Raw genomic sequence first — 21,433 nt, 5'->3', positions numbered from 1 at the left:
CATGTCGAACGGGTCCGCACGGCCATCCGGAGCACCAGGCCCCAGATCGGTTCTGCTCGCCGCGCCCAGCGGGTTCTGCGCGGGGGTGTCCCGGGCCGTCGAGACGGTCGAGAAAGCCCTCGCCCGCTACGGGGCGCCCGTCTACGTGCGCCGCCAGATCGTGCACAACCGGCAGGTGGTGGAACGGCTGCGGCGCGCGGGCGCCGTGTTCGTCGCCGAGGCCGACGAGGTCCCGGCGGGGGCGGTGTTGGTCCTCTCCGCGCACGGAGTGGCCCCGCACGTGCGGGAGGCGGCGGCGGACCGTGGCCGGCGGGTCATCGACGCCACCTGCCCGCTGGTGACCAAGGTGCACCGCGAGGCCGACCGGTACGCCGAACTCGGCTACGACATCCTGCTGATCGGGGACCCGGAGCACGAGGAGGTCATCGGGACGGCCGGAGTTGCCCCCGGCCGAACGCACCTGGTGCACGGCGTCGCAGCCGCACGCGTGCTGGAAGTCCCCGACCGGGGGCGGCTCGTCTGGCTCGCTCAGACCACGCTCACCGTCGACGAGACCGAACGGGTCGCGGCGGAGCTGCGCAAGCGGTTCCCCGGCATCGAGGACCCGCCGAGCGACGACATCTGCTACGCCGCGCAGAACCGTCAGGCGGGCGCGAAGCACTTGGCGGGGGCGAGCGACATCGTCCTGGTCGTCGGCTCCGCGAACTCCCACAACTCCTGCCGCCTGGTGGAAGTGGCGAGGGCCTGCGGCACCCCGGCCCACCTGGTCGGCGCCCCCGCCGCGATCGAGGACGGGTGGCTGCACCGCGCCGCGGTCGTCGGGGTCACGGCAGGAGCCTCCGCGCCCGCGGAATCCATCGCCGCCGTGGTCGCGGAACTGGCCGCCCGCGGCTACCGGGACGTGCGCACGGTGGAGGTGGCGCGCGAGGGCCAGCGCTTCTCCCTCCCCCGTGAACTGACCGAACCCCGACCTTGATCGGCGGCAGGGCAGGCGTCCCGGAGGGGTGCCACCGGCCGGCGGAATCCCGCCCGGGCGGGAGTTTCCCGTCCGGGCAGAAGGCGCCGTTGAACGGGCAAACCCCACCAGGATCCGGCCCCGTGGCCGACGAGCGTGGCAATCATGAACTGCACAGGGGCGGGCCGTGGGTCGGCCCCTCGGCCCCGTCTTCCGCGACCACTTCCCAGGAAGGGCATCCCATGAACCTGAGCACCCGCATCAAGCGTGCCGGAGCCGCCGGAGTCACGGCCGTCGCCGCCGCGGCGGTCGTGATGGCGGTGGCGGTCCCCGCGTCCGCCGCCACCAGCTCGACCACCATCTGCGCATCCGGCAACTACAGGATCCGCTTCGAGCTCCCCCAGCAGGGCAGCTCCGGCGAAGTTCCCAGGGGAGTGTGCCAGTACGTCCCGCTCCAAGCGGGTACCAGCTACGTCAAGATCTGGGGCTACTGGAACACCAACCCCGGGACGTTCTACGTGGGCACCGGGCACCCCCAGAACCCGGGTTCGACCTGGTTCTACGCCGGAGGCACCACGACCAGCCCCAACCTGACCTTCGGCTGACCGGCCGGGCTGCCCGGGGACGTCATTCCCCGGGGCGGTCCGACCGCTCGGACCGTGCCTGCACGGATCTGAGCGGCGACACCGGCCCCGGCGCCGCCGTCAGGACCTGCGGCTAGCGGTTGTCCCCGGGGTGTGGCCCTGTCGCGTACGGGTTCGGCTCATCGTCCGCGAGCACGCCCACGAAGGGTTCGCCCTCCCCCGCGAAGGTGTACGCGCCGCCTTCGATCCGCTCGACGAGTCCGCGGGTCCATTCCGCGCCGCTGTCGGCCGAGTGCACCCACAGGTTCATGATTTCGCCGATGTGGCCGAGCTGCCCGGGCCCGTCCTCCGGCGTGTAGTACTCGGTGACGGCGGACCGCCACTGCTCGAGCCCCGCGATCCGCTGCTTGAGGAGGGCGACGGCCTCGTTCCGGGGCAGGTCGACGATGAAGCCGAGGCCGGCCGAGACGACGTCGGACTTCTGCTCGTGCGAGCTCAGGGCCTCGCGCAGCAGGGTGAAGAACTCTTCGGTTCCCTTGTCGGTGATCTCGTACTCGACGCGGGGCGGGCCGCCGACGGCGCTCTTGGGCAATTTTGACTAGACTATCTCTATCCAAGTTTGACTAGCCGTGCCACTCCCTTCGCTTCGCGATCTAATCAAGTTTGACTAAGAGGGCGGAGCGCCTTACCTTGGAATCTCTAGTCAAGTTTGATCATTAGGTGAAGGAGGGTGTTTTGTCTGACCATGATCTGGCGATCGTCGTCGAAGGTCTGCGGAAGAAGTACGGGGACAAGCAGGCCCTCGACGGCCTTGATCTCACCGTCCGAGCCGGGACCGTACATGGGATTCTCGGCCCGAACGGCGCCGGAAAGACCACGGCCGTACGCATCATGTCCACGCTGCTGCGCCCCGAGGAGGGGCGTGTCGAGGTGGCGGGCTTCGACGTGCGGACCCGGGCCGACGAGGTGCGCTCGCGGATCGGGCTGCTCGGCCAGCACGCCGCTGTCGATGAGGAGCTCAGCGGCCGCCAGAACTTGGAGATGTTCGGCCGCCTCTACCATCTCGGCTCCCGCCGTGCGGGCGCGCGGGCTGATGAGCTCCTGGCCCGGTTCGGGCTCGCGGACACCGGCAAGAAGGCGGTCAAGCAGTACAGCGGCGGCATGCGGCGGCGGCTCGACCTCGCGGCCTCCCTCATTTTGCGGCCTCAAGTGCTCTTCCTGGACGAGCCCACGACCGGGCTCGACCCCCGCGGTCGCACGGAGGTGTGGAACGCGGTGCGTTCCCTGGTGGGCGGCGGCGCGACCGTCCTGTTGACCACGCAGTACCTGGAGGAAGCCGACCAGCTGGCCGACAAGATCGCGGTGATCAACCACGGGAAGGTCATTGCCGAGGGAACGGCCGACGAGCTGAAGACCAAGACGGGCGGCGACCGCATCGACGTGGTCCTGCACGACACGGCCCAACTGGCCCGAGCGGCCTCACTCCTGCCCGGTGACGTGGTGGTGGACGAGGACCGGCGGATGGTCAGCGCCTCGGTCACCGACCGGATGGCGGCCCTGACCGAGACCGTGCGGGCACTGGAAGTGGCGGGCATCGAGGCGGAGGACATCGCCGTACGCCGGCCGACGCTCGACGAGGTCTTCATGCACCTGACGAGGGAGGAGGCCGTATGAGTGCGACGCACGGTGTGAGCGCGGAGCACGGCACGGGTTCGAAGCTGGGCTGGGCGGCCGTCGACTCCTGGACGATGACCCGGCGCGAGCTGGCCCACTGGGCGCGACAGCCCGTGCAGGTGGTCGTCGGGCTGGTCTTCCCGGTGATGATGCTGCTGATGTTCAGCTACCTGATCGGCGGCGGACAGGGCGTCGACGGGGACTTCACGGCCTACCTGGTCCCCGGCATGCTCACCATGACCATGGCCTTCGGCCTGGAAGCCACGATGCTCTCGGTCACGCAGGACCTCGGCAAGGGGGTCATCGACCGGTTCCGCTCGATGCCGATGAACTCCGGCGCGGTCCTGGTCGGCCGGAGCGTCGCCGACATGCTGCAGTCGGCGGTCGGCCTGACCGTCATGATCACGGTCGGATATGCGATCGGCTGGCGCTGGCACGAGGGCCTCGCCGCCTTCCTGGGCGCCGTAGGACTGCTGTTGCTGCTGCGGTTCGCGATGCTGTGGATCGGCATCCACCTGGCGATGGTCGCGGGCAAGCCGGAACTGGTGCAGGCCGTGCAGATCCTCGTCTGGCCGGTCAGCTTCCTCTCCAACGTCATCGCCTCGCCCGAATCGATGCCCTCCTGGCTGGGCGTGATCGTGGAGTGGAACCCGATGTCCGCGACGGCCACCGCGGTACGCGGCCTCTTCGGCAACCCGGGCGCGGCCGGCGACTCCTGGGCCGCGACCCACGCGGAACTCCTCGCGGTGGCCTGGCCGGTTGTCTTGATCGCGGTGTTCCTCCCGCTGGCAGTGAAGCGGTTCCGGGACCTGAGTCGCTGACGAACCCGGCCCGGGCCTCCGATCCGGACCGGAGGCCAGGGCCGACCCGGCGCGATCGGCGCCGGCCTACCGCGCGACAGCGACTCCGCGAATCCAGTGACGGCCACGGATCCGCACAACTGCGTTGCCGCACATCAGTCTTGGAGAACGACGAGCATGCCTCAGCACACGCACACCCCCCATACGCAGTCCTCTGCGCCGCACGCTGCCGATCGCCACGGCCTGATCCGCGTGCACGGTGCGAGGGTGAACAACCTCAAGGACGTCAGCGTCGAGATCCCCAAGCGCCGGCTCACGGTCTTCACCGGCGTGTCCGGCTCGGGCAAGAGCTCCCTGGTCTTCGGTACGATCGCCGCCGAGTCGCAGCGGCTGATCAACGAGACCTACAGCGCCTTCGTGCAGGGCTTCATGCCGACCCTGGCGCGGCCCGAGGTGGACGTCCTCGACGGGCTGACGACCGCGATCATCGTGGACCAGCAGCGGATGGGCACCGACCCCCGCTCGACGGTGGGCACCGCCACCGACGCCAACGCCATGCTCCGCATCCTCTTCAGCCGGCTCGGCCGGCCGCACATCGGACCGCCGAGCGCCTACTCGTTCAACACCGCCTCGGTGAAGGGAAACGGTTCGATCACTGTCGAGGGCGGCAACAAGACGGCCGTCGAAGCCACCTTCAACCGCACCGGCGGGATGTGCCCCCGCTGCGAGGGCCGCGGCACCGTGTCCGACATTGACCTCACCCAGCTCTACGACGACTCGAAGTCGATCGCCGAGGGTGCCTTCACCATCCCCGGCTGGAAGTCCGACAACTGGTGGACCGTGCGGACCTACGCCGAGTCCGGTTTCCTCGACCCGCACAAGCCGATCGCCAAGTACACCGAGGAGGAGATGCAGGACTTCCTCTACCGGGAAGCGACCAAGGTGAAGGTCGACGGCGCCGGCCTCACCTATGAGGGGCTCATCCCCAAGCTCCGGAAGTCGCTCCTGTCCAAGGACCGGGCGTCCATGCAGCCGTACGTCCGTGAGTTCGTGGACCGCGCGGTCACCTTCACCACCTGCCCCCGGTGCGACGGAACCCGGCTCAGTGAAGGAGCCCGCAACTCCAAGATCAAACAGATCAGCATCGCCGACGCCTGCACCATGGAGATCCGTGACCTCGCGCAGTGGGTACGCGGCCTGGACGAGCCCTCGGTGGCCCCGCTGCTCGCCGTCCTCCAGCAGACCCTCGACTCGTTCGTGGAGATCGGACTCGGCTACCTCTCGCTGGAGAGGCCCTCGGGCACCCTGTCCGGCGGCGAGGCCCAGCGCGTCAAGATGATCCGCCACCTCGGCTCCGCACTCACCGACGTCACCTACGTCTTCGACGAGCCCACCATCGGCCTGCACCCCCACGACATCCAGCGCATGAACAACCTGCTGCTGCGACTGCGCGACAAGGGCAACACCGTGATCGTCGTCGAGCACAAGCCGGAGGCCATCGCCATCGCCGACCACGTCGTCGACCTCGGCCCCGGGGCCGGCACGGCGGGCGGCAGCATCTGTTTCGAAGGAACTCTCGAAGGACTGCGCGCATCGGGCACGGTCACCGGCCGCCACTTCGACGACCGGGCGGCCGTCAAGGACGGCGTGCGCAGGCCCACCGGCGCGCTGGAGATCCGAGGCGCGACCTCACACAACCTCCGGGATGTCGACGTCGACATCCCGCTCGGTGTGCTCACCGTCATCACCGGCGTCGCCGGCTCCGGCAAGAGCTCCCTCATCCACGCCTCGATCCCGGCGGGCGAGGGCGTGATCTCGATCGATCAGAGCCCCATCCGCGGTTCCAGGCGCAGCAATCCGGCAACGTACACCGGGCTCCTCGACCCCATCCGCAAGGCCTTCGCCAAGGTCAACGGTGTGAAGCCGGCCCTGTTCAGCGCCAACTCCGAGGGTGCCTGCCCCACCTGCAACGGCGCCGGCATCGTCTTCACCGACCTCGGCATGATGGCCGGCGTCCCCAGCCCTTGCGAGGACTGCGAGGGCAAGAGGTTCCAAGCCTCGGTCCTCGACTACCACCTCGGCGGCCGCGACATCAGCCAGGTCCTCGCGATGCCGGTCACCGAGGCCAAGGAGTTCTTCCACTCCGGCGAGTCCCGCATCCCGGCCGCACACAAGATCCTTCAACGCCTCGCGGACGTCGGCCTCGGCTACCTCAGCCTCGGCCAGCCCCTCACCACCCTCTCCGGAGGCGAGCGCCAGCGGCTCAAGCTCGCCACGCACATGGGAGAAAAGGGAGGAGTCTACGTACTCGACGAGCCGACCACCGGTCTGCACCTCGCCGACGTGGAACAGCTGCTCGGCCTGCTCGACCGGCTCGTCGACTCCGGTAAGTCGGTCATCGTCATCGAACACCACCAGGCGGTCATGGCACACGCCGACTGGATCATCGACCTCGGCCCCGGCGCCGGCCACGACGGCGGCAGGATCGTCTTCGAAGGCACCCCCGCCGACCTCGTCGTTGCCCGCTCCACCCTCACGGGCGTACACCTTGCGGCTTACGTCAGAGCCTGAGGGAACGGGTCGTTGAAGCCGGTTGAGGCCCGGGAGCGAAGGTCCCGGGCCTCAACTGTGCTGCGCCTTGATGGCGGCGTCAGCCGCGGGCGGCCTGCCGGATGAGGTCGGCGACGGCATCGGGCTGCGAGACGTACACGGAGTGGCTGGCGGCCACCTCGACCGTCTGCGCCCCGATCCGGTCGGCCATCGCCAGCTGGGCGGGCGGCGGGATCATGCGGTCGTCCGTGGCCACCAGGTACCAGGACGGCTTGCTGCGCCAGGCCGGCTGGGAGACGGCGCCCGTCAGGGCGCCGACGCCCCACGGGACCTGGGAGTCGGCCATGAACTCGGCCTGGGCGCGGGGGAGGTCACCGGCGAAGGAGTCGGCGAACTGCTCGCGGTCCAGGAAGAGGAAGCCCTCGTCGGGCGGCAGGATCGGCGGTACGGGGGCTCCGGCCGGCGGGTCGGAGATCAGGGTGTTCACCGACTCGCTCTTGTCGGGCGCGAAGGCGGCGATGTAGACCAGCGCGGTCACGTTCGGGTGGTTGCCCGCTTCCGTGATCACGACCCCGCCGTAGGAGTGGCCGACCAGGGTCACCGGCCCCGGCAGCGAGTCGATCACCTGGTGGGTCGCGGCCACGTCGCCCTCCAGCGAGAGCGTGGGGTTCTGCACGACGGCCACCCGGAAGCCGTCGGCCTTGAGGGCCTCATGGACTGCCTGCCAGCCGGATCCGTCCACGAAACCTCCGTGGACGAGCACGACGTTCCCCCGCTGCGCGTTGTCGCTCAAGATTCCTCCAGTGCTCCTGCGGGCCCGGATGAGTGGCCCGTGGTCAAAACACTAGGAATGCAACCCTTTACGCCGCTTCCGTCATGTGACGTAGGGAGTGACGGGGCCCGGAGCACGGCCCGTCAGCGCGTCGCGCAGCCCGGCGCGGGAGGTGATGCCGAGCTTGCCGAAGGTGCCGCGCAGGTGGGCGGCCACGGTGCGGTGGGACAGGAAGAGCTGAGCGGCGACCTGCTTGTTGGTGAGCCCCGTGGCGGCGAGCTGGGCGGTCCGCCACTCCTGAGGGGTCAGCAGCACGGCCGGTCCGTCGACGGACGGGGTGGGCGTGACGGGAGCCGGGAGCCGGCCGCTTGCCCGCAGCTCCGCGGCCGCGCGGCCGCTCCACGGGGCGGCGCCGAGGCGCTCGAAGGCACTGAGGGCGGCTTCGAGGTGTGGGCGTGCCGCGACGCTCGCCTGCGACCTGCGGAGCCGTTCGCCGTAGGCCAGTCGGATCCGGGCCAGGTCGAAGGGCCAGCGCTCCGCGCCGGGTGTGGCGATGGCCTCGTCGAAGAGATCGCGGTCCACGGCGTGCGGGTCGGCCAGGGCGGTGGCCGCCCGTGTGTTCATGGCCAGCCGCGCCGAGAGGGAGGGGACGCCGGCGGCCCGGACGGCAGCCAGATGGGCGGCCGCCTCGGCATGGTGGCCGGAGCGGGTCGCCGCCTCGGTGAAGTCCCAGACGAGCGACAGGGCGTGCGGTACGTACGGCGCCGGCCGGCCCGCAGGGCTGATGAACGCCAACTGCTGGTAGGCGGAGTCGAAGTCGCCGCGCCCCAGCGCGGACAATGCCTTGATGTGCGCGGAGTACACGCGCAGGGTGCCCAGCCCTCGGGGGTTGCCCCAGGACGCGAGCCGGTCGGCCACGTTCTGCGCGGAGTCCTCGTCACCTCGTGCGGCGGCCAGCAGTCCCTGCAACCGGTGGCCCGACCGGGCATGGAGCCGGTAGTCGTGGGTCGCGCACCAGCCCAGGGCCTCGTTCGTCAGCTCGGTGACCTCGTCCCACCGGCCCCTGGCATAGGCGTCGTCGGCCAGGAGCAGCAGGGCGGGTATGGCCGAGGCCACGGCTCCGTCGCCGCGGCCGTCCTCGACCACGCGCAGCAATGAGGTACGGCAGCCCGGCAGCCTGTCCACGGGGGCGGCGCAGGCTGCCGTACGGACGATGCGGGAGGGGTCGGCCTGCCGGTGGAGGCCGGCGATCAGCGCGTCGAGACGGGGCAGCACCGGCAACGCCGTGCGGACCGGGTCACCGAGGGTCCCCCGCAGAACCGGTAGCAGCGGGTCGGGGCTGACCGGGCCGAACCGTGCCAGGACGGTGTCGAGGGACTGCCACAGTTCCCGCCGCCCGCCGAAGAAGCACGCAGTGGTCAAGGTGTGGAGTGCCTCGCGGATCATCACGTCCCCGGCCGGGGGCCGACCGGCATCGCCGGTGAGCGCGCCGACCAGCAGCCGGTGGGCGCCGGCCGCGTCCCCGTCGCAGTGGAGGAGCTCCCCGGCCGCCGCCGTGGCGGCGGCCGGAGTCGTACCGGCCTGCGGGTCGACGGCCGCGACCTCGGCGAGAAGGACGCGTACGCCACGCAGGTCGCCGGTGACATTGGCGCTCAGACAGGCGGCCTCGGCCAGCCGCCGGCCCTTGGCCGGCCCCGAGCCGCTGAGCTCCGAAGCGCGCAGCAGGGCGGCGACGGCACCAACGGCGTCACCCTGGCGCAGGGTGGTGTAAGCGGACTCGTGCAGCAGGGCGGCCACCTGCTCGTCCGGCCCCACGGTGGCGCGGGCCAGGTGCAGGGCCCGGCGTACGGATCCCTCCGGGAGTACGTCGGCCAGCGCCTGGTGCGCCCATCGGCGCTCGGAACTGGTCGACAGCTCCATGACGGCAGAGCGGGTCAGCGGCTGCCGGAAGACCAGGCGCCCGGCCCCGGCGTCCACACGTACCAGCCCGGCTCGCTCGGCAGCCGAGAAATCCGCGAGGGCCCCTGGCCCGTCGCCGGTCCGGGGCAGGAGGCGAAGGTCGCCCGAGTCGTCGAGCGCCGCGAGCAGGAGCAGCTTCCTCGTGGCCTCGGGCAGGTCCGTGACCCGCTCGGAGAAGATCGTCCGCAGCCGCTCGGTCAGCGGCAGCACCATCGGCAGCGCACGTGACCGCGTCTGTTGCGCGAGACTGAGCGGGACGGGCAGCTCCAGTAAGGCGAGGGGGTTCCCACAGGCCTCCGCGAGCAGCCTTCGACGGATCGCGGGCGCCATGGCCGGAAAGCGGTGGGTCACCAGCTCGATGGCCGCATGCGCGTCGAGCGCCTGCACCTCGTGCACCTGGATCCCGGTGCCGGGGGGAAAAGCCGCTTTCCGACGGGAGGCGGCGAGCAGCGCGACGCACCCGTCGAGGTGACGGGCGACGCTCTCCAGAACCGCCGCACTGGGCCGGTCCAGCCATCCGTAGTCGTCGATGACCAGGGCCAGCGGGCGGCTCCTGGTGCCCGTTCGGGACAGCAGGTTCCGCATCGCGTACGCGACGGCCGACGCCTCCTCCGGTTCGCCCGCCGTCAGCCCGAGAATCGTCTGGAGCGTGTGCGCCTGCGGCGCGGGCAGGGAGGCGAGCCCTCCCGCCAAGGGCAGCAGGATCTGGTTCAGCCCCGCGAAACCGACATGGCGATCGAACGGCGCTCCGGCAGCCCGCACCACGCGGAATCCGCGGTGCGCCGCCTGCCGCGCCGCGACATCGAGCAGCACGCTCTTGCCGACTCCGGGCGCACCCGTCAGGAACAGCGCGCCACTGCGGGTGACGGCCTCGGTGAAGAGCGAGTCGATCAGCGCCAGCTCCGCCGATCGCCCGACGAGACGGCCCGTATCGCTGTGGGACCCGCGCCGAGCGATCGCGTGCCCGGGCGCCGGGGCGAGGGCGGATGCGCGGGCCGCGGCACCACGAACAGGGGCGGAGGGCTGGAGGAGGAGGCTGTTCATCACGCTGTGGCCTCTCGGACGAGGGCGGCGACCGCGCCGTGCTGCGCTACGTGGACGGCGTGGCTGCCGATGGCCTCGACCGAGGTCGAGCCCGCGCGCCCCGCCATGGACCGCTGCGCCGACGGCGGGATCATGCGGTCCTCGGTGGCGACCAGGTACCAGCTGGGCTTGTGTCGCCAGGCCGGCTCGGTGACCGTGCCGCCGAGGGCGTCCAGGCCCCAGGGGACCTGGGCATCGGCCATGAACGCGGACTGCCCCGCGGGCAGATCGGCGGCGAAGGCTTCGTGGAACCTGTCCCGGTCCAGGAAGAGGAAACCGTCCCGCGGAGGCAGGAGGGGTGGCACTGGCGCCGCCGGGGACCGTTCGGCCATGAGCATGCCGACCGACTCGCCCTTGTCGGGGGCGAAGGCGGCGATGTAGGCCAGCGCCGCGACGTTGGCGTGCGTTCCGGCCTCGCTGACGACGGCCCCGCCGTAGGAGTGGCCGACCAGGAGGGCAGGGCCGTCGAGCGCGTCCAGCACCCGGCGGGTGGCGGCGACGTCGCCTTCGAGCGACAGCGTCGGGTTCTGGACCATCCGGATGCGGAAGCCGTCCCGGATGAGTTCCTCGTAGACGCCGCGCCAGCTGGACCCGTCCAAGAACCCACCGTTCACGATCACGATGTCTCCGATGGTGGGCACGTTGTCTCCCGGGGTGGAGGGACAGGCCCCCACGGGTCCGTCCGGCTGACCCCAGTCAACGCGCTCGCAAGAGCCCGGCCCACGCAGAACAGCACGCAGAAGTTCCGCACCCGGAAACTGCGCGAGGCATCAGGGAGCGGCGGCCGCCAGCTCCTGGCAGCGGCGGCTCGCGTCGGCGTCGCCGACCGCCTCGAAGACCTCGGCTGCCCGCGCGTACGCCCGGCCGCTCTCGTCGGGCCGGCCCTCCTCGGCGAGCAGGGACGCCAGTGTCTCCAGGGCGCGGGCCTGCTGGACGGGTACCTGGGCCTGCTCCATGAGGCTGATCGCCTCGGTGAGCTCGGTGATCGCTTCGGCCCGGCGGCCGAGCAGTCCCAGACATTCACCGACGCGGGACAGGACGATCGGCCGGAGGAACGCCGCCATGCCCGGAGTCGCCCCGGAGCGGTCGTCGTTCAGCAAGCTCCACAACTCCTGGTACTGCTCCAGAGCCTCGGCGTGGCGTCCCGCGTCGCGCAGACAGGTGCCGAGGGCGCCGAGACACTGGCAGTACCCGTCGATGTCCCCGGCGGCCTTGAACATCTCCGCCGCCAGGGTCTCCGCCGCCGTGGCCTCGTCGAGCCGTCCGAGCCTGCGGAGCGCGGCACCCGCGTGATGGTGGGCGGAGGCGATCTGCGCAGAGGAGGTGCAGCGCGTCGCGAGGTCCAGCGCCTCGGTGGCGTACCGCAGTGCCGTCTCCGGCTCGTCCCTCGGCACCAGATGGACCCAGGCCAGCGAGTTGAGCTGGCCGGCCCGCCGGGGCGGATCGTCCAGGACGGCGGCGGCCTCGGCACCGAGGGTGAAGACCTCGTACCAGTGCGGCGCGTGCATCCACCGGTCGGCGAACTCGTACAAGGACTCGGAGCAGTCGAGGACCGCGGAGTGCCGGCCTTCGCCCGCCGCGGTCCGCAGCGCGCTCAGCCAGCCGTCGGCGTTCACGCGCAGCCACTGGTCGGCCGCCTCCGGTGTGGGCAGTTCGGCGAGGTCGGGATCGGGGCGCTCGGGACGGCCGTACGCGGGCTCGAACCAACGCCCGGCGGTGATGGCCATCCGCAGCAGCCAGGACCTCATCGTCTCGCCGATCGCCTCCCGCTCGTCCTGTGGATCCTCGGCCTTGAGCCGCTCGCGGGCGAACAGCCTGACCAGGTCGTGGAAGCGGTAGCGGCCCGCCGCGCCGTCCTGGAGCAGGCCGAGGTCGATCAGCTCGTCGAGCACGTCCCAGGCGTCCGACAGGGAGATCTCGCCGACCACCGCGGCCAGGGCGCTGTCGAAGTCCCGGCCGGGTACGAGGGCCAGCCGGCGGAAGACCTTCCGTGCGGGCGGGGCGAGTTGCTCGTACGACATCTGGAACGCGTTGGCGATCTTGAGGTCGCCGGACTTGAGCTGGTCGAGGCGGCGCTCGTCGTCGGCCAGCCGGGTGGCGAGCTCGGCGGCGCTCCACGCCGGGCGGCTGACCAGCCGATTCCCGATGATCCGCACCGCGAGGGGCAAGCCGCCGCACAGCTGCGCGAGCTGAGTCAGTACCGACTCGCTGTCCTTGGCCCTGTGGTCCCGCATGATGCCGGTCAGCAACTGCGTGGTGTCCGGCAAGGGCAGCGGGCCCAGGTTCAGCCGGCGTACGCCCTCCAGGCCCGCCAGGAGCCGACGGCTGGTCACCAGAGCCCGGCCCAGACCTCCCCCGGGCAGCAGGGGGCGGATCTGCTCCTCCGACGAGGCGTTGTCGAGCACGACGAGTACGCGCTTGTCCCGGAGCAGCGACCGGTACAGCGAGGCGCACCCGGCGGTGTCGGGGGGCATCTGTTGATCCGGGACTCCCAGCGCGCGAAGCATCGGCGCCAGCGCCTGATCGGCGGCCAGCGGACTTGAGGACATGCCGAACAGGTCGATGAAGTACACCCCGTCCGGAAAGTCCGGGCGCAGGGCATTGCCGGCATGGATGGCGAACGTGGTCTTGCCCAGACCGGCGGGCCCGGTGATGAGCCCCACATGGGCGACAGCCGTCGAGTCCGCGTCGTGGACGAGGTTCCTCGTCCATGCCAGTTCAGCGATCCGGCCGGTGAAGTCGTCTATCCCGCGCGGGAGTTCGCACAGTCCCGTCGGGCGCGTCCAGTGGTCCCGCAAGCGGCCGTCACGTGCCAGCTCGATGAGCTGCTTGCGGTCGGACCCTTCCAGCGCGAAGGCGTCCGCGAGCGCGGTGACGGTGCGCTGCTGAGGCCCTTTGCTGCGTCCCCGCTCCATGTCCGACAGGGTGCGGGCGCTGACGCCGGAGGCTTCGGCGAGCTGCTCCAGTGTGAGGCGTGCCGCGTGCCGATGACGGCGTAGCAGTTCCGCGAAACTGGGCGTGGCAGCGATGAGGGGCACTCCTTACCGTGCTGTCGTACATGCGATCCACTGGTGACGGCCGCAATCCTACTCAGTGGATATGGATAACTACACCTCAATCAACGCAAGTTGGTGGAGCGTCGGTGGCGGTTGACCTGTTCCTCATCAAGAGGATGCTCTGCGGGTGAGCGCGTCGCGCAGCCCGCCGCGAGAGGTGACGTTCAGCTTTGGGAAGACGCTCCGCAGATGTGCGGCCACGGTGCGGGGTGACAGGAAGAGCTGGGCGGCGATCTGCTTGTTGGTCAGCCCCGTGGCGGCCAGTTGCGCGATCTGCTGCTCCTGCGGAGTCAGCGGCGTTGTGCCGCCGTCCTCGGCCGATGCCGCGGTCGTGACGAGGATGCCGCTCGCCCGTAGTTCGTTCGCCGCTCGCGCACACCACGGCTGGGCTCCCAGGCGCTGGAACGTGCCGAGCGCGGTCGCCAAGTGGACGCGGGCGGCGCTTCCCGCTTTGGCTCTGCGCAGCCTCTCGCCGTACGCCAGACAGATCCGCGCCCAGTCGAAGGGCCATCGTTCGGCGCCGGGCGCGGCTACGGCCCTGTCGAACAGATCGTGGTCGATGGCGTCCGGGTTGGCCAGGGCCTCGGCCGCGTCGGTCATCATGGACAGGTGCGCCGAGAAGGACGGGATGCCGGACTGCCTGACCGCGGCGACGTGTGCGATAGCCTCGGCATGGTGACCGGTCCGCGTAGCGGCCTCGACGAAGTCCCAGAAGAGCCAGAGGGAATGGGGCATGTGCGAGGGCAGCGTGCCGGGAGTGCCCAAGGAACGCAGGCAGCGGTACGCACCTTCGAAGTCGGCGCTGCCCAGCGCGGACAGGGCCCGTATGTGGGAGGCGTAGACCTGGAGCGCGCCCAGTCCTCGGGGATTCCCCCAGAGCACGAGCCGGTCGGCGATCTCGCGCGCGGTCTCGTTCTCACCCCGTGCGCCGGCCAGCAGACCCAGCAGGAAGTGCCCCGTCCATCCCAGCAGGCGGTAGTTGTGCGTCGCGCACCAGCGCAGCCCGTCGTTGGTGAGGTCCGCTAGGTCGTCCCACTGTCCGCTGGCGTAGGCGTCGTTCATCAGGAGGAAGTGGGCCTCGATCGCGGTGGCGATGGCGCCCCCGTTGCGGCCGTCGTCGACGACGCGCCGCAGGGCACTGCGGCAGTTGGGCAGGCGGTCGACGTAGGAACTCGCGATGGCCGTCCGCACGATGCGCCGGGGGTCGGTCTCGCGGGTGAGGCCGAGGACGAGCTCGTCGAGCGTGTCCAGAACCGCGGGTGCCGCGTGAGCGGGGTCACCGAAGGCGCCGCGGAGCACGTACAGCAGCGGATCGGGAGAGTGTCGCAGAACATCGGCGACCGCACTGTCGAAGGCCTGCCACGTCTCGGACCGACCGCTGAAGAAGCACACCATGAGGAGGGTGTGCAGTGCCTCGCGCAGGATGTCCTCGTCCGTGTGGCCCGGGCGGGCATGACTGCGGATCGCACCCGCGAGGAGCTGGTGGGCCGTGTCGGCATCGCCCTCCCCGTTGAGGAGTTGGCTGGCCGCCGCGACCGCCGCGGCAAGCGAACCGGTGCCCATGGGGTCGGCGAGCACGGCATTGTCCAACAGGCCGCGTACGTTGCGCAGGTCACCGGTGACGTTGGCGCCGAGACAGGCCGCCTCGGCCAGGATCCTGCCCCTGGCCTTTCCCACACCGGTCAGCTCGGAGGCGCGGAGCAGGGTGGTGATGGCGCCGACGGCGTCGCCGCGACGCAGGGTCCGGTAGGCGACATCGCGCAACAGCGCGGCCAGTTGATCGTCCGGCCCGACGGCTGCGGCGGCCAGATGGCGGATCCGGCGCTCCGATCCCTCCGGGAATTCTTCGGCCAGGTCCAGGTGTCCGCGACGACGCTCCGCACTCGTCGACAGCTCCATGACCGCGGAACGGGTGAGGGGGTGCCGGAAGGCCAGCCGCCCCGTCAGGGAGTCCACTCGTAGCAGGCCCGCCCGCTCGGCGGGGGCGAGCCGGGACAGGACGTCGGAGCTGTACACGGCCCGCTCGAGGACGTGCAGATCACCGGAGCCCTCCAGAACGGCGAGCAGGAGAAGCTCGCGCGTCGATTGCGGCAGGGCGCCGACCCGTTCCGAGTAGACGCTCTTGAGGCGTTCGGAGAGGGGCAGTACAGCCGGCAGCGGTCCCCGCTCCGAGTGTTGTGCCGCGTTGAGCGGGACGGGCAGTTCCAGCAGAGCCAGCGGGTTGCCGGCGGCCTCGGCGACGAGGCGCTGGCGGACCCTGGCCGTCATGGCCGGAAAATGCTCTGCCACCAGCTCGTTCGCGGACTCCTCGTCCAGGGGATGCACCTCGTACACGGGTACTCCGGTGCTGCTGAGGAAGGACTCGTCACCGGACCGGGATGCCGCGAGCAGGGCCAGCGAACCGGTCGTGACCTGACGGGCGACGGTGCCCAGCACCACGGCGCTGGGCCGGTCGAGCCAGGCCGCGTCGTCGACGACCAGCGCGACGGGGCCCTGTTTCGCCGTGGTTCGGGCCAGCAGGACCTGAACGGCGTTGGCGATGGCGAGCAGTTCGGCCGGCTGCTCCGAGGACAGCTCGCGAACCGCCTGGAGCGTTTGCGCCTGCCGTAACGGCAGAGCCGGGATCTCCTCCGCCAGGGGCTGGAGCAGTTGGGCGAGACCCGAGAAGCTGACCCGCTGCTCGAACTGCGAGCCGACCACCCGCAGAACCGTGAAACCCGCCTCTGCCGCCCGCTGCGCCGCGGCGTCGAGCAAGGCACTCTTCCCCACTCCCGCCTCTCCCGACAGCACCAAGGCGACGCCCCGGGTGGCGGCGGAATCGAAGAGGTCGTCGATCAGCGCCAGCTCCGCCGAACGCCCGACGAGACGGCCCGCTGAACGCGTTCCGCCGTCATCTGCGGGGTCCTTGCGGCCTTCCGGGGGCGACGGCGTACGGGACGACATAGAGGCCTTCCACTGCACTCGAGCCGGATGTACGGCATGACGGAAGGAGGGGGCAAAAGATCAATTTGTGAACGAGCGGGGCTCACATTGGCAGATCTTGCTCCGTGCGCCAAGCCCTCCTACCGGTCACCTCGCGGGAGTGCTGCCCGCACCCCCGCCGATGGCTGGAGAACTGCCCATACGGCGCTATAGAGATGAACCGTCTGAAATCCCACTGGGTCATTTGACCGAAGCTGCGTGACCGCCGGCCGTCTAGCGTGGTGATGTGTCCCGAGGCTCATCAGGGGGTTGCTGACGTGACTGTGACTATGGCTGAGACGGCTGAGACGGGAACCGTGCGGTGCGGTTCGATCAGGGTCGCCCTGAGGGCGAGCGATGCCTTCCTGGAACATGCGACCGGCGCCTACCTGCAGTCGTGTTCCCGCGTGAACATCGTCACCCAGCACGGACTTCCCGACGCGGACGTGTCCGTCATGCTGATGCACAGCCTGAACGAGGACTGGCTGAGGGTCCTCAGGCAGGACGCCGCGCGCGCGGTCGGCGCGCCCGTCCCGGTCGTGGTGATGGCCGATCACGTCGACGAGCGGCAACTCACCACGGCGGTCGAGTACGGGCTGACGAGCTTTCTCTACCGGAGCAGCTCCAGCCTCGAGCAGCTTCTCGACGCCACGATCGAGGCGAGTTCCGGACACAGTCGCATACCGGATGAACTGGTGGGCCACCTGATTTCCGAACTGGGCCATCAGCAGCGACAGCAGACGCTTGCGCAGGTGTCGCGCAGGGGTGGACTCGCGACCCGGGAGATCGAGGTGCTCCGCATGCTGTCCGAAGGGATGAGCACGCTCGAGATCTCCGAGAAGATGAGCTACTCGGAGCGGACGATCAAGGGAATCGTCCATGACACCGTGAAGCAGCTGAACTGCAAGAACAGGACGCAGGCCGTGGCGTGTGCGGTCCGGTCCGGAATTCTCTGAACGTCCGGGCATGCGGGATGCGGGAGCTCGGTTGCATGCGGTTCTTCCGGGCTCCGGCGTCTATTCACTTCCCTGATGGTCCATCAAAGACAGGTGAAATCGAATGCAATGGAGCATATCCAGGGCGGCAGGCGTGGTGACGGCCTCCGCGATGGTGTCCGTGCTCGCCGCGGCCCCCGCGACCGCGACGAACTCCCGGGTCGTCCTGAGCCACTACTACGACTCGGGCACGGAGATCGTTCCCTCCGAGAACATCGTCTGCGCCCCGGGTGGCCAGGCGATCCAGGGGAGGGCCACGTTCGGAACTCGGCCGGGTGATGTCTGGCAAGGCACGACGACCTACGACTACTGCCTCTATCCCGAGGCCACGCCGGGCCAGTACCGCTACATCGGGACGGAAACGCTCACGGGCTCGGCAGCGGGGTGCGGAACCGGATCGTTCACCTGGATCGGCGTGGGCACCACGGCGGGCGGCGGCACCTGGCGGATCGTCTCGGGATCGGGGACGGGCGACCTGGCGGGCGCGCGGGGGAGAGGGACGAACACCGCGACGACCAGCCCGACGTGGGAGAACTACGGTGACTTCAAGGGTGCGTTCGCCTGCTGAGACGCGACGCGGATGCGGTCGTGGCCGTCGTGGTGTCCCAGTCGATGTGGTGGCCGTAGGTCAGCCGGCTCTGCTCGCCGTTGGCCAGCCGCGGCAGGACCAGCGGCACCAGCAGGTCGCGGATGACCGTCCGGCCGGGCCCCCGGCCTTGTTGTTGATCCGGGCGGCCTGCTTGACGATCCGTTCGACGCACGGGCGTCGCAGCTCCTCCCGGCAGCGTCACCACGATGCTCGACCGGCTGGAGAAGGCCGGCTACCTCACCCGCAGCCCGCACCCCACCGACCGCGGTGGCCGCCGGGCCTCCGGACCCCGCCGGACCGGAGCCGCCGGGAGTCGGTGACCCGGGCCACCGATGCCTGCCGTGTCAGGCCGACGCAGCCGGACCCGGAACGGGCGTGAGTTCGGTCCGTGCCCGCGTCACCGCGTCGTAGAGCGCCTTCGGGTCGTCCGCGTGCAGCCTGATCACCTTGACGAGGTGGGGTGCGCCGAGGAATTTCGGTGCGTTGACCGGTTCGGTCGGGGTGAGCGGGAGGGAGGTCTGTGAGCCGATGGGCAGGTTCAGCTCGCCGTCCTTCTTCTCGTGGGTGAAGCGTGTCTCGCGCCGGACGGAGGCGATCTGGTCGTGCGGGTACGCGGACGTCGACGTGGGCTGCCTGCCGGATGCGCAGGGCGCCGTCGGCCAGGACGTGCGGCCGCGTGACGGAGGCGGCGTGCAGCCGCGTGACGGAGGCGGCGTGCAGCCCGAGAACGAACAGGACCGTGTACACGTCCACGACCAGCAAGACGGTGTGGATGACCGGCCAGTCGGCGAGCAGGTAGGACAGGGCGACGGTCTCGACGACGCACGCGAACGTGAGGCCGTACATCATGATCGCCTGGTCGCGGCCGTGTGAGAAGAACGCGTCGGCGCCGTCGACGCCGTGCCGGCGGCGGGCGGCCCACCGCACCAGGCTCGCCATGAGGCGCAGCTCGTGCGTGAGGAACCGCAGCGCGGGCCACCGGGCGGAGGTGGCGGGTGGGGGCGGGGTCTGCCGGGTCTCGGGAGTCGTCATGACGCGTCTTCCTGTCGATGTGCCGCGAGTTCCTTTGCGTGGCGGACGGCAGACGCCGGGTCCGGGGCCGGGTCCGCGAGGATGACGTCCGCCAGGCCGCCACCGTTCTCGCCGGTTCGCATGAGCCCCAGTGCAGACCATGACGTCGCGGCAACGTCAAGGACGGTCCGAGCCGCGGATCCCGTGTCCTGCGCCACCGTCGCCGGAGGGTGCCAGGAGCGACCCGAGGCCGCCCAAGGCCGGTTTGACCTTGCCGCGACGTCAGGGTTTGTACTGAGTGACATCCCCCGGGGCGCACCGAGCTCACGGGACGGCAACCCACCCGAGAGGACTCCCGGATGACTGCGACCACCGCTGTCGAGAAGAACATGGCCCTGCTGCGCACCGCGTACCGGTTGGTGGAGAGCGGCGACATCGACGCTGCCGAACAGCTGCTGAGCGAAGACTTCATCGCCAACGTCCCCGGATGCCCCGACCCGCTGCACGGCCGGGAGACCTGGCGGACGGGCACGCGGATGATGAAGGACGCGTTCCCCGACCTGAAGATCGACGTGCGGGACATGTTCGGCGTCGGCGACAAGGTGACGGTGCTGGTCCACTTCCAGGCCACGCACCTGGGTGCGTTCCAGCAGTTCGAGGCGACCGGACGGCAGGTCGGCTACCGCAGCGTCGAGGTCTACCGCTTCGAGGGCGACCGGATCGCCGAGGAATGGGTCGCGCCGGACCTGATCAGCCTCTTCCAGCAGATTTCACCCGCCCCCGCCCCCGCCCACTGATGCCGGTCCGTCCACCCGCGGTATGCCAGGGATCGAGATGGTTCGGCTCCTTCTGCTGCTCCGGCGGCTCCGTGCCTGACCGGTCGACGGCAACGCGTCAGAGGCCCCTTCCCGTTCACGGCGTGGCCGAATCCACGGGAAGTCACGAGCCGGGTGTGTCGTGTGACGCCCGTACGGGTTCCCGGACGCGCCGGGGCAGGGGAGGGGCCGGCTGCGTGTGGCTGCGTCGAAAGGTGCCGCGGGCTGCGCCGGCGGACGGGTGGGTCAGGGTTCGTCGAGGCCAGGTGGCGCGTCAACGCGGGGAGGCCTGGAGGGGGAGTGCTCACGCTCCCCGGACGCTCGTTCCGGAGACGCGCTATGCCTGCGGCGGTACGGGCCTGGTGAGCCCCATCAGGTGTTCGACGGTCGGGTTGCCCAGGCTCGGCGTGGTCAGGGGAACGTTGTCGGGGCGCCGCCTGAGGCCGTTCAGGAGGATCTCGAGGTAGCGGCGCCAGATGTCGGGCTGCGTGCCCTGCGCGAATTGGGAGGCCGCGCTGAGCATGTGCTGGATGACGGGGATGTCGGAGGGCGTGATCTCGGTCCGGAGCTGCCCGCTTTCCTGGGCCCGGCTGATCAGGGACTCGAGGAGCGGCAGCATGCCTTGACGTGCGGATTCGATGGGCCCCGAGCTGTGGCTGCCCAGCATGATCACTTCGTGGAGGCCGCGGTTCTCCGCGAGGTCGGCCGACATCTCGACCAGGAAGTCCACCAGGCCTTCCCAGGGATCCGGATGGGCCAGGGCCCTCTCCGCGGAGGCCTGGCGGATGGCGAGGTCCTGCTCGAACAGTGCGCGCACGAGTGCTTCCTTCGTGGGGAAGCGGCGGTAGACCGTGCCCACGCCGACGCCGGCGTGGTGGGCTATGTCGTCGAGGGTGACCCCCAGCCCGCGCTGCCCGAAGACCTCGCGCGCGGCGCGCAGAATCCGCTCCCGGTTGAGGGCGGCATCCCGCCTCAGCGGGCGGTCGCCGTCCTCCCGAGCGCTGGTCCGGGAACCCTGAGTCATGGCCACATGGTAACCGTGCTGATCACAACCCGGCCGCCCCCGCTCTCCGTGCCCGGCGGCGGCTCCCGTGCGCTCTTCGGGCGCCCCGCCGCACGTCACCCGTGGTGGTCATCCTTGACGCAGTGGAGTCAGCGCAGCGACTGTTCCGGGGCCCGAATCACCGACACGGCCACGGGCGGGTCGCAGCGATGCCGGCTAGGAGTCGTGGACGTTCGCGCCGCCCGGGCCACCCAGACGGGCACTGATCAACTGCTCAGCCCCTTCCGACAGCCGCGCCCGCCGGGCCGGATCCTCGACCCATTCGAGTTCCACCGCCAAGGCCAGTTCGGACCGCATGACGGTCGCCCGGGGAACAGGCACCCGCTGGCCGGGCTTCTCCGTGAACGGCTGCAACTCCGTTGCAACAGCCTGGGACTCCTCCGATGAACTGTGACGGAGTGTGAGGAAAACTCGGGCGAGCCAGTCAGCAGGGACCTTCACCATGAAATCGGTCATACCGAGGCAACGACTGCCGTGAACCTCGGTGACGCCCGAGCCGACGTGACCAAACCCAGACCAGGTACGCGATGGCGCTCCTGCGCCGCGGTGATGGCCCGCTGGTCCGC

General features: G+C 70.4%; 17 protein-coding genes and 2 pseudogenes. 10 read left to right on the top strand and 9 right to left on the bottom strand.

Annotated elements, in window-relative coordinates; translation table 11 throughout:
• The first annotated feature begins 1 nt into the window (after position 1).
• Both ispH and OG247_RS01180 read left to right on the top strand, forming a co-directional pair.
• A complete protein-coding gene (ispH, locus tag OG247_RS01185) occupies positions 2 to 976 on the top strand; it encodes a 4-hydroxy-3-methylbut-2-enyl diphosphate reductase (RefSeq protein WP_327250376.1) in 975 nt (324 codons plus the stop codon).
• A 221-nt stretch (positions 977 to 1,197) separates the two neighbouring features.
• Entirely contained in the window at positions 1,198 to 1,560 is a 363-nt protein-coding gene (locus tag OG247_RS01180) for a hypothetical protein (protein WP_327250375.1), read from the top strand.
• A gap of 112 nt (positions 1,561 to 1,672) precedes the next feature.
• On the opposite strand, the pseudogene OG247_RS01175 reads toward OG247_RS01180, so the two are convergent.
• Positions 1,673 to 2,122 (bottom strand): annotated as a pseudogene (locus OG247_RS01175) (PadR family transcriptional regulator); the annotation flags it as partial.
• A gap of 152 nt (positions 2,123 to 2,274) precedes the next feature.
• On the opposite strand from OG247_RS01175, the gene OG247_RS01170 reads away from it, so the two are divergent.
• The 3 genes from OG247_RS01170 (at position 2,275) to OG247_RS01160 (ending at position 6,584) form a co-directional block, all read left to right on the top strand.
• Positions 2,275 to 3,213: an ATP-binding cassette domain-containing protein gene (locus OG247_RS01170; protein ID WP_327250374.1), complete on the top strand. Its 939-nt coding sequence runs from the start codon at positions 2,275 to 2,277 to the stop codon at positions 3,211 to 3,213.
• On the top strand, positions 3,210 to 4,034 hold the full coding sequence (locus OG247_RS01165; protein WP_327250373.1) for an ABC transporter permease: 825 nt from the start codon (positions 3,210 to 3,212) through the stop codon (positions 4,032 to 4,034). The genes OG247_RS01170 and OG247_RS01165 overlap by 4 nt, the downstream gene beginning before the upstream one ends.
• Positions 4,035 to 4,190: 156 nt before the next feature.
• Positions 4,191 to 6,584, top strand: a complete 2,394-nt coding sequence (locus tag OG247_RS01160) for an excinuclease ABC subunit UvrA (protein ID WP_327250372.1) — start codon at positions 4,191 to 4,193, stop codon at positions 6,582 to 6,584.
• Between the two features lie 79 nt (positions 6,585 to 6,663).
• On the opposite strand, the gene OG247_RS01155 is transcribed toward OG247_RS01160, so the two are convergent.
• From OG247_RS01155 to OG247_RS01135, 5 genes are all read right to left on the bottom strand, one after another.
• Positions 6,664 to 7,356 (bottom strand): alpha/beta fold hydrolase, encoded by a 693-nt coding sequence (locus tag OG247_RS01155; RefSeq protein ID WP_327250371.1) that lies wholly within the window; start codon positions 7,354 to 7,356, stop codon positions 6,664 to 6,666.
• Positions 7,357 to 7,437: 81 nt separating this feature from the next.
• Positions 7,438 to 10,338, bottom strand: a complete 2,901-nt coding sequence (locus OG247_RS01150) for a LuxR family transcriptional regulator (protein WP_327250370.1) — start codon at positions 10,336 to 10,338, stop codon at positions 7,438 to 7,440.
• Positions 10,338 to 11,018, bottom strand: coding sequence for an alpha/beta fold hydrolase (locus OG247_RS01145; RefSeq protein WP_327250369.1), 681 nt, complete (start codon positions 11,016 to 11,018; stop codon positions 10,338 to 10,340). The genes OG247_RS01150 and OG247_RS01145 overlap by 1 nt, the downstream gene beginning before the upstream one ends.
• A gap of 129 nt (positions 11,019 to 11,147) precedes the next feature.
• Positions 11,148 to 13,415: an ATP-binding protein gene (locus OG247_RS01140; protein ID WP_327250368.1), complete on the bottom strand. Its 2,268-nt coding sequence runs from the start codon at positions 13,413 to 13,415 to the stop codon at positions 11,148 to 11,150.
• Positions 13,416 to 13,541: 126 nt separating this feature from the next.
• Positions 13,542 to 16,376, bottom strand: coding sequence for an ATP-binding protein (locus OG247_RS01135; RefSeq protein WP_327250367.1), 2,835 nt, complete (start codon positions 16,374 to 16,376; stop codon positions 13,542 to 13,544).
• Between the two features lie 308 nt (positions 16,377 to 16,684).
• On the opposite strand from OG247_RS01135, the gene OG247_RS01130 reads away from it, so the two are divergent.
• On the top strand, positions 16,685 to 17,350 hold the full coding sequence (locus tag OG247_RS01130) for a helix-turn-helix transcriptional regulator (RefSeq protein WP_327250366.1): 666 nt from the start codon (positions 16,685 to 16,687) through the stop codon (positions 17,348 to 17,350).
• Between the two features lie 103 nt (positions 17,351 to 17,453).
• Positions 17,454 to 17,957, top strand: coding sequence for a DUF3224 domain-containing protein (locus OG247_RS01125; RefSeq protein WP_327250365.1), 504 nt, complete (start codon positions 17,454 to 17,456; stop codon positions 17,955 to 17,957).
• Here the strand turns inward: OG247_RS01125 and OG247_RS01120 are convergent.
• A complete protein-coding gene (locus OG247_RS01120) occupies positions 17,935 to 18,150 on the bottom strand; it encodes a hypothetical protein (RefSeq protein ID WP_327250364.1) in 216 nt (71 codons plus the stop codon). The genes OG247_RS01125 and OG247_RS01120 overlap by 23 nt on opposite strands.
• 28 nt (positions 18,151 to 18,178) lie before the next feature.
• On the opposite strand from OG247_RS01120, the pseudogene OG247_RS01115 reads away from it, so the two are divergent.
• The 3 genes and pseudogenes from OG247_RS01115 to OG247_RS01105 all read left to right on the top strand — a co-directional run.
• Positions 18,179 to 18,298: pseudogene (locus tag OG247_RS01115) on the top strand (MarR family transcriptional regulator); the annotation flags it as partial.
• 208 nt (positions 18,299 to 18,506) lie between these two features.
• Positions 18,507 to 18,851, top strand: coding sequence for a hypothetical protein (locus tag OG247_RS01110; RefSeq protein WP_327250363.1), 345 nt, complete (start codon positions 18,507 to 18,509; stop codon positions 18,849 to 18,851).
• Between the two features lie 497 nt (positions 18,852 to 19,348).
• Positions 19,349 to 19,786, top strand: coding sequence for an ester cyclase (locus OG247_RS01105; RefSeq protein ID WP_327250362.1), 438 nt, complete (start codon positions 19,349 to 19,351; stop codon positions 19,784 to 19,786).
• Positions 19,787 to 20,141: 355 nt separating this feature from the next.
• Here OG247_RS01105 and OG247_RS01100 read toward each other — a convergent pair whose 3' ends face one another.
• Together OG247_RS01100 and OG247_RS01095 are read right to left on the bottom strand one after the other, a co-directional pair.
• Positions 20,142 to 20,828, bottom strand: a complete 687-nt coding sequence (locus OG247_RS01100; RefSeq protein ID WP_327250361.1) for a TetR/AcrR family transcriptional regulator — start codon at positions 20,826 to 20,828, stop codon at positions 20,142 to 20,144.
• Positions 20,829 to 21,023: 195 nt separating this feature from the next.
• Positions 21,024 to 21,323 carry a hypothetical protein gene (locus OG247_RS01095; RefSeq protein ID WP_327250360.1) on the bottom strand — a complete coding sequence of 100 codons (300 nt, stop codon included), beginning with the start codon at positions 21,321 to 21,323 and terminating at the stop codon, positions 21,024 to 21,026.
• Between the last annotated feature and the right edge of the window lie 110 nt (positions 21,324 to 21,433).

This window comes from Streptomyces sp. NBC_01244, assembly GCF_035987325.1.
Taxonomy (GTDB): Bacteria; Actinomycetota; Actinomycetes; order Streptomycetales; family Streptomycetaceae; genus Streptomyces.
This window is presented reverse-complemented; position numbering and strand designations above follow the sequence as displayed.

Bases quoted from the DNA above. Each gene is read 5' to 3' on its own strand.
- OG247_RS01125 (WP_327250365.1), top strand. From the start codon at position 17,454: ATGCAATGGAGCATATCCAGGGCGGCAGGCGTGGTGACGGCCTCCGCG.
- ispH (WP_327250376.1), top strand. From the start codon at position 2: ATGTCGAACGGGTCCGCACGGCCATCCGGAGCACCAGGCCCCAGATCG.
- OG247_RS01135 (WP_327250367.1), bottom strand. From the start codon at position 16,376: ATGTCGTCCCGTACGCCGTCGCCCCCGGAAGGCCGCAAGGACCCCGCA.
- OG247_RS01160 (WP_327250372.1), top strand. From the start codon at position 4,191: ATGCCTCAGCACACGCACACCCCCCATACGCAGTCCTCTGCGCCGCAC.
- OG247_RS01110 (WP_327250363.1), top strand. From the start codon at position 18,507: ATGGGCAGGTTCAGCTCGCCGTCCTTCTTCTCGTGGGTGAAGCGTGTC.
- OG247_RS01100 (WP_327250361.1), bottom strand. From the start codon at position 20,828: ATGACTCAGGGTTCCCGGACCAGCGCTCGGGAGGACGGCGACCGCCCG.
- OG247_RS01165 (WP_327250373.1), top strand. From the start codon at position 3,210: ATGAGTGCGACGCACGGTGTGAGCGCGGAGCACGGCACGGGTTCGAAG.
- OG247_RS01130 (WP_327250366.1), top strand. From the start codon at position 16,685: ATGGCTGAGACGGCTGAGACGGGAACCGTGCGGTGCGGTTCGATCAGG.
- OG247_RS01095 (WP_327250360.1), bottom strand. From the start codon at position 21,323: ATGACCGATTTCATGGTGAAGGTCCCTGCTGACTGGCTCGCCCGAGTT.
- OG247_RS01150 (WP_327250370.1), bottom strand. From the start codon at position 10,338: ATGAACAGCCTCCTCCTCCAGCCCTCCGCCCCTGTTCGTGGTGCCGCG.
- OG247_RS01180 (WP_327250375.1), top strand. From the start codon at position 1,198: ATGAACCTGAGCACCCGCATCAAGCGTGCCGGAGCCGCCGGAGTCACG.
- OG247_RS01105 (WP_327250362.1), top strand. From the start codon at position 19,349: ATGACTGCGACCACCGCTGTCGAGAAGAACATGGCCCTGCTGCGCACC.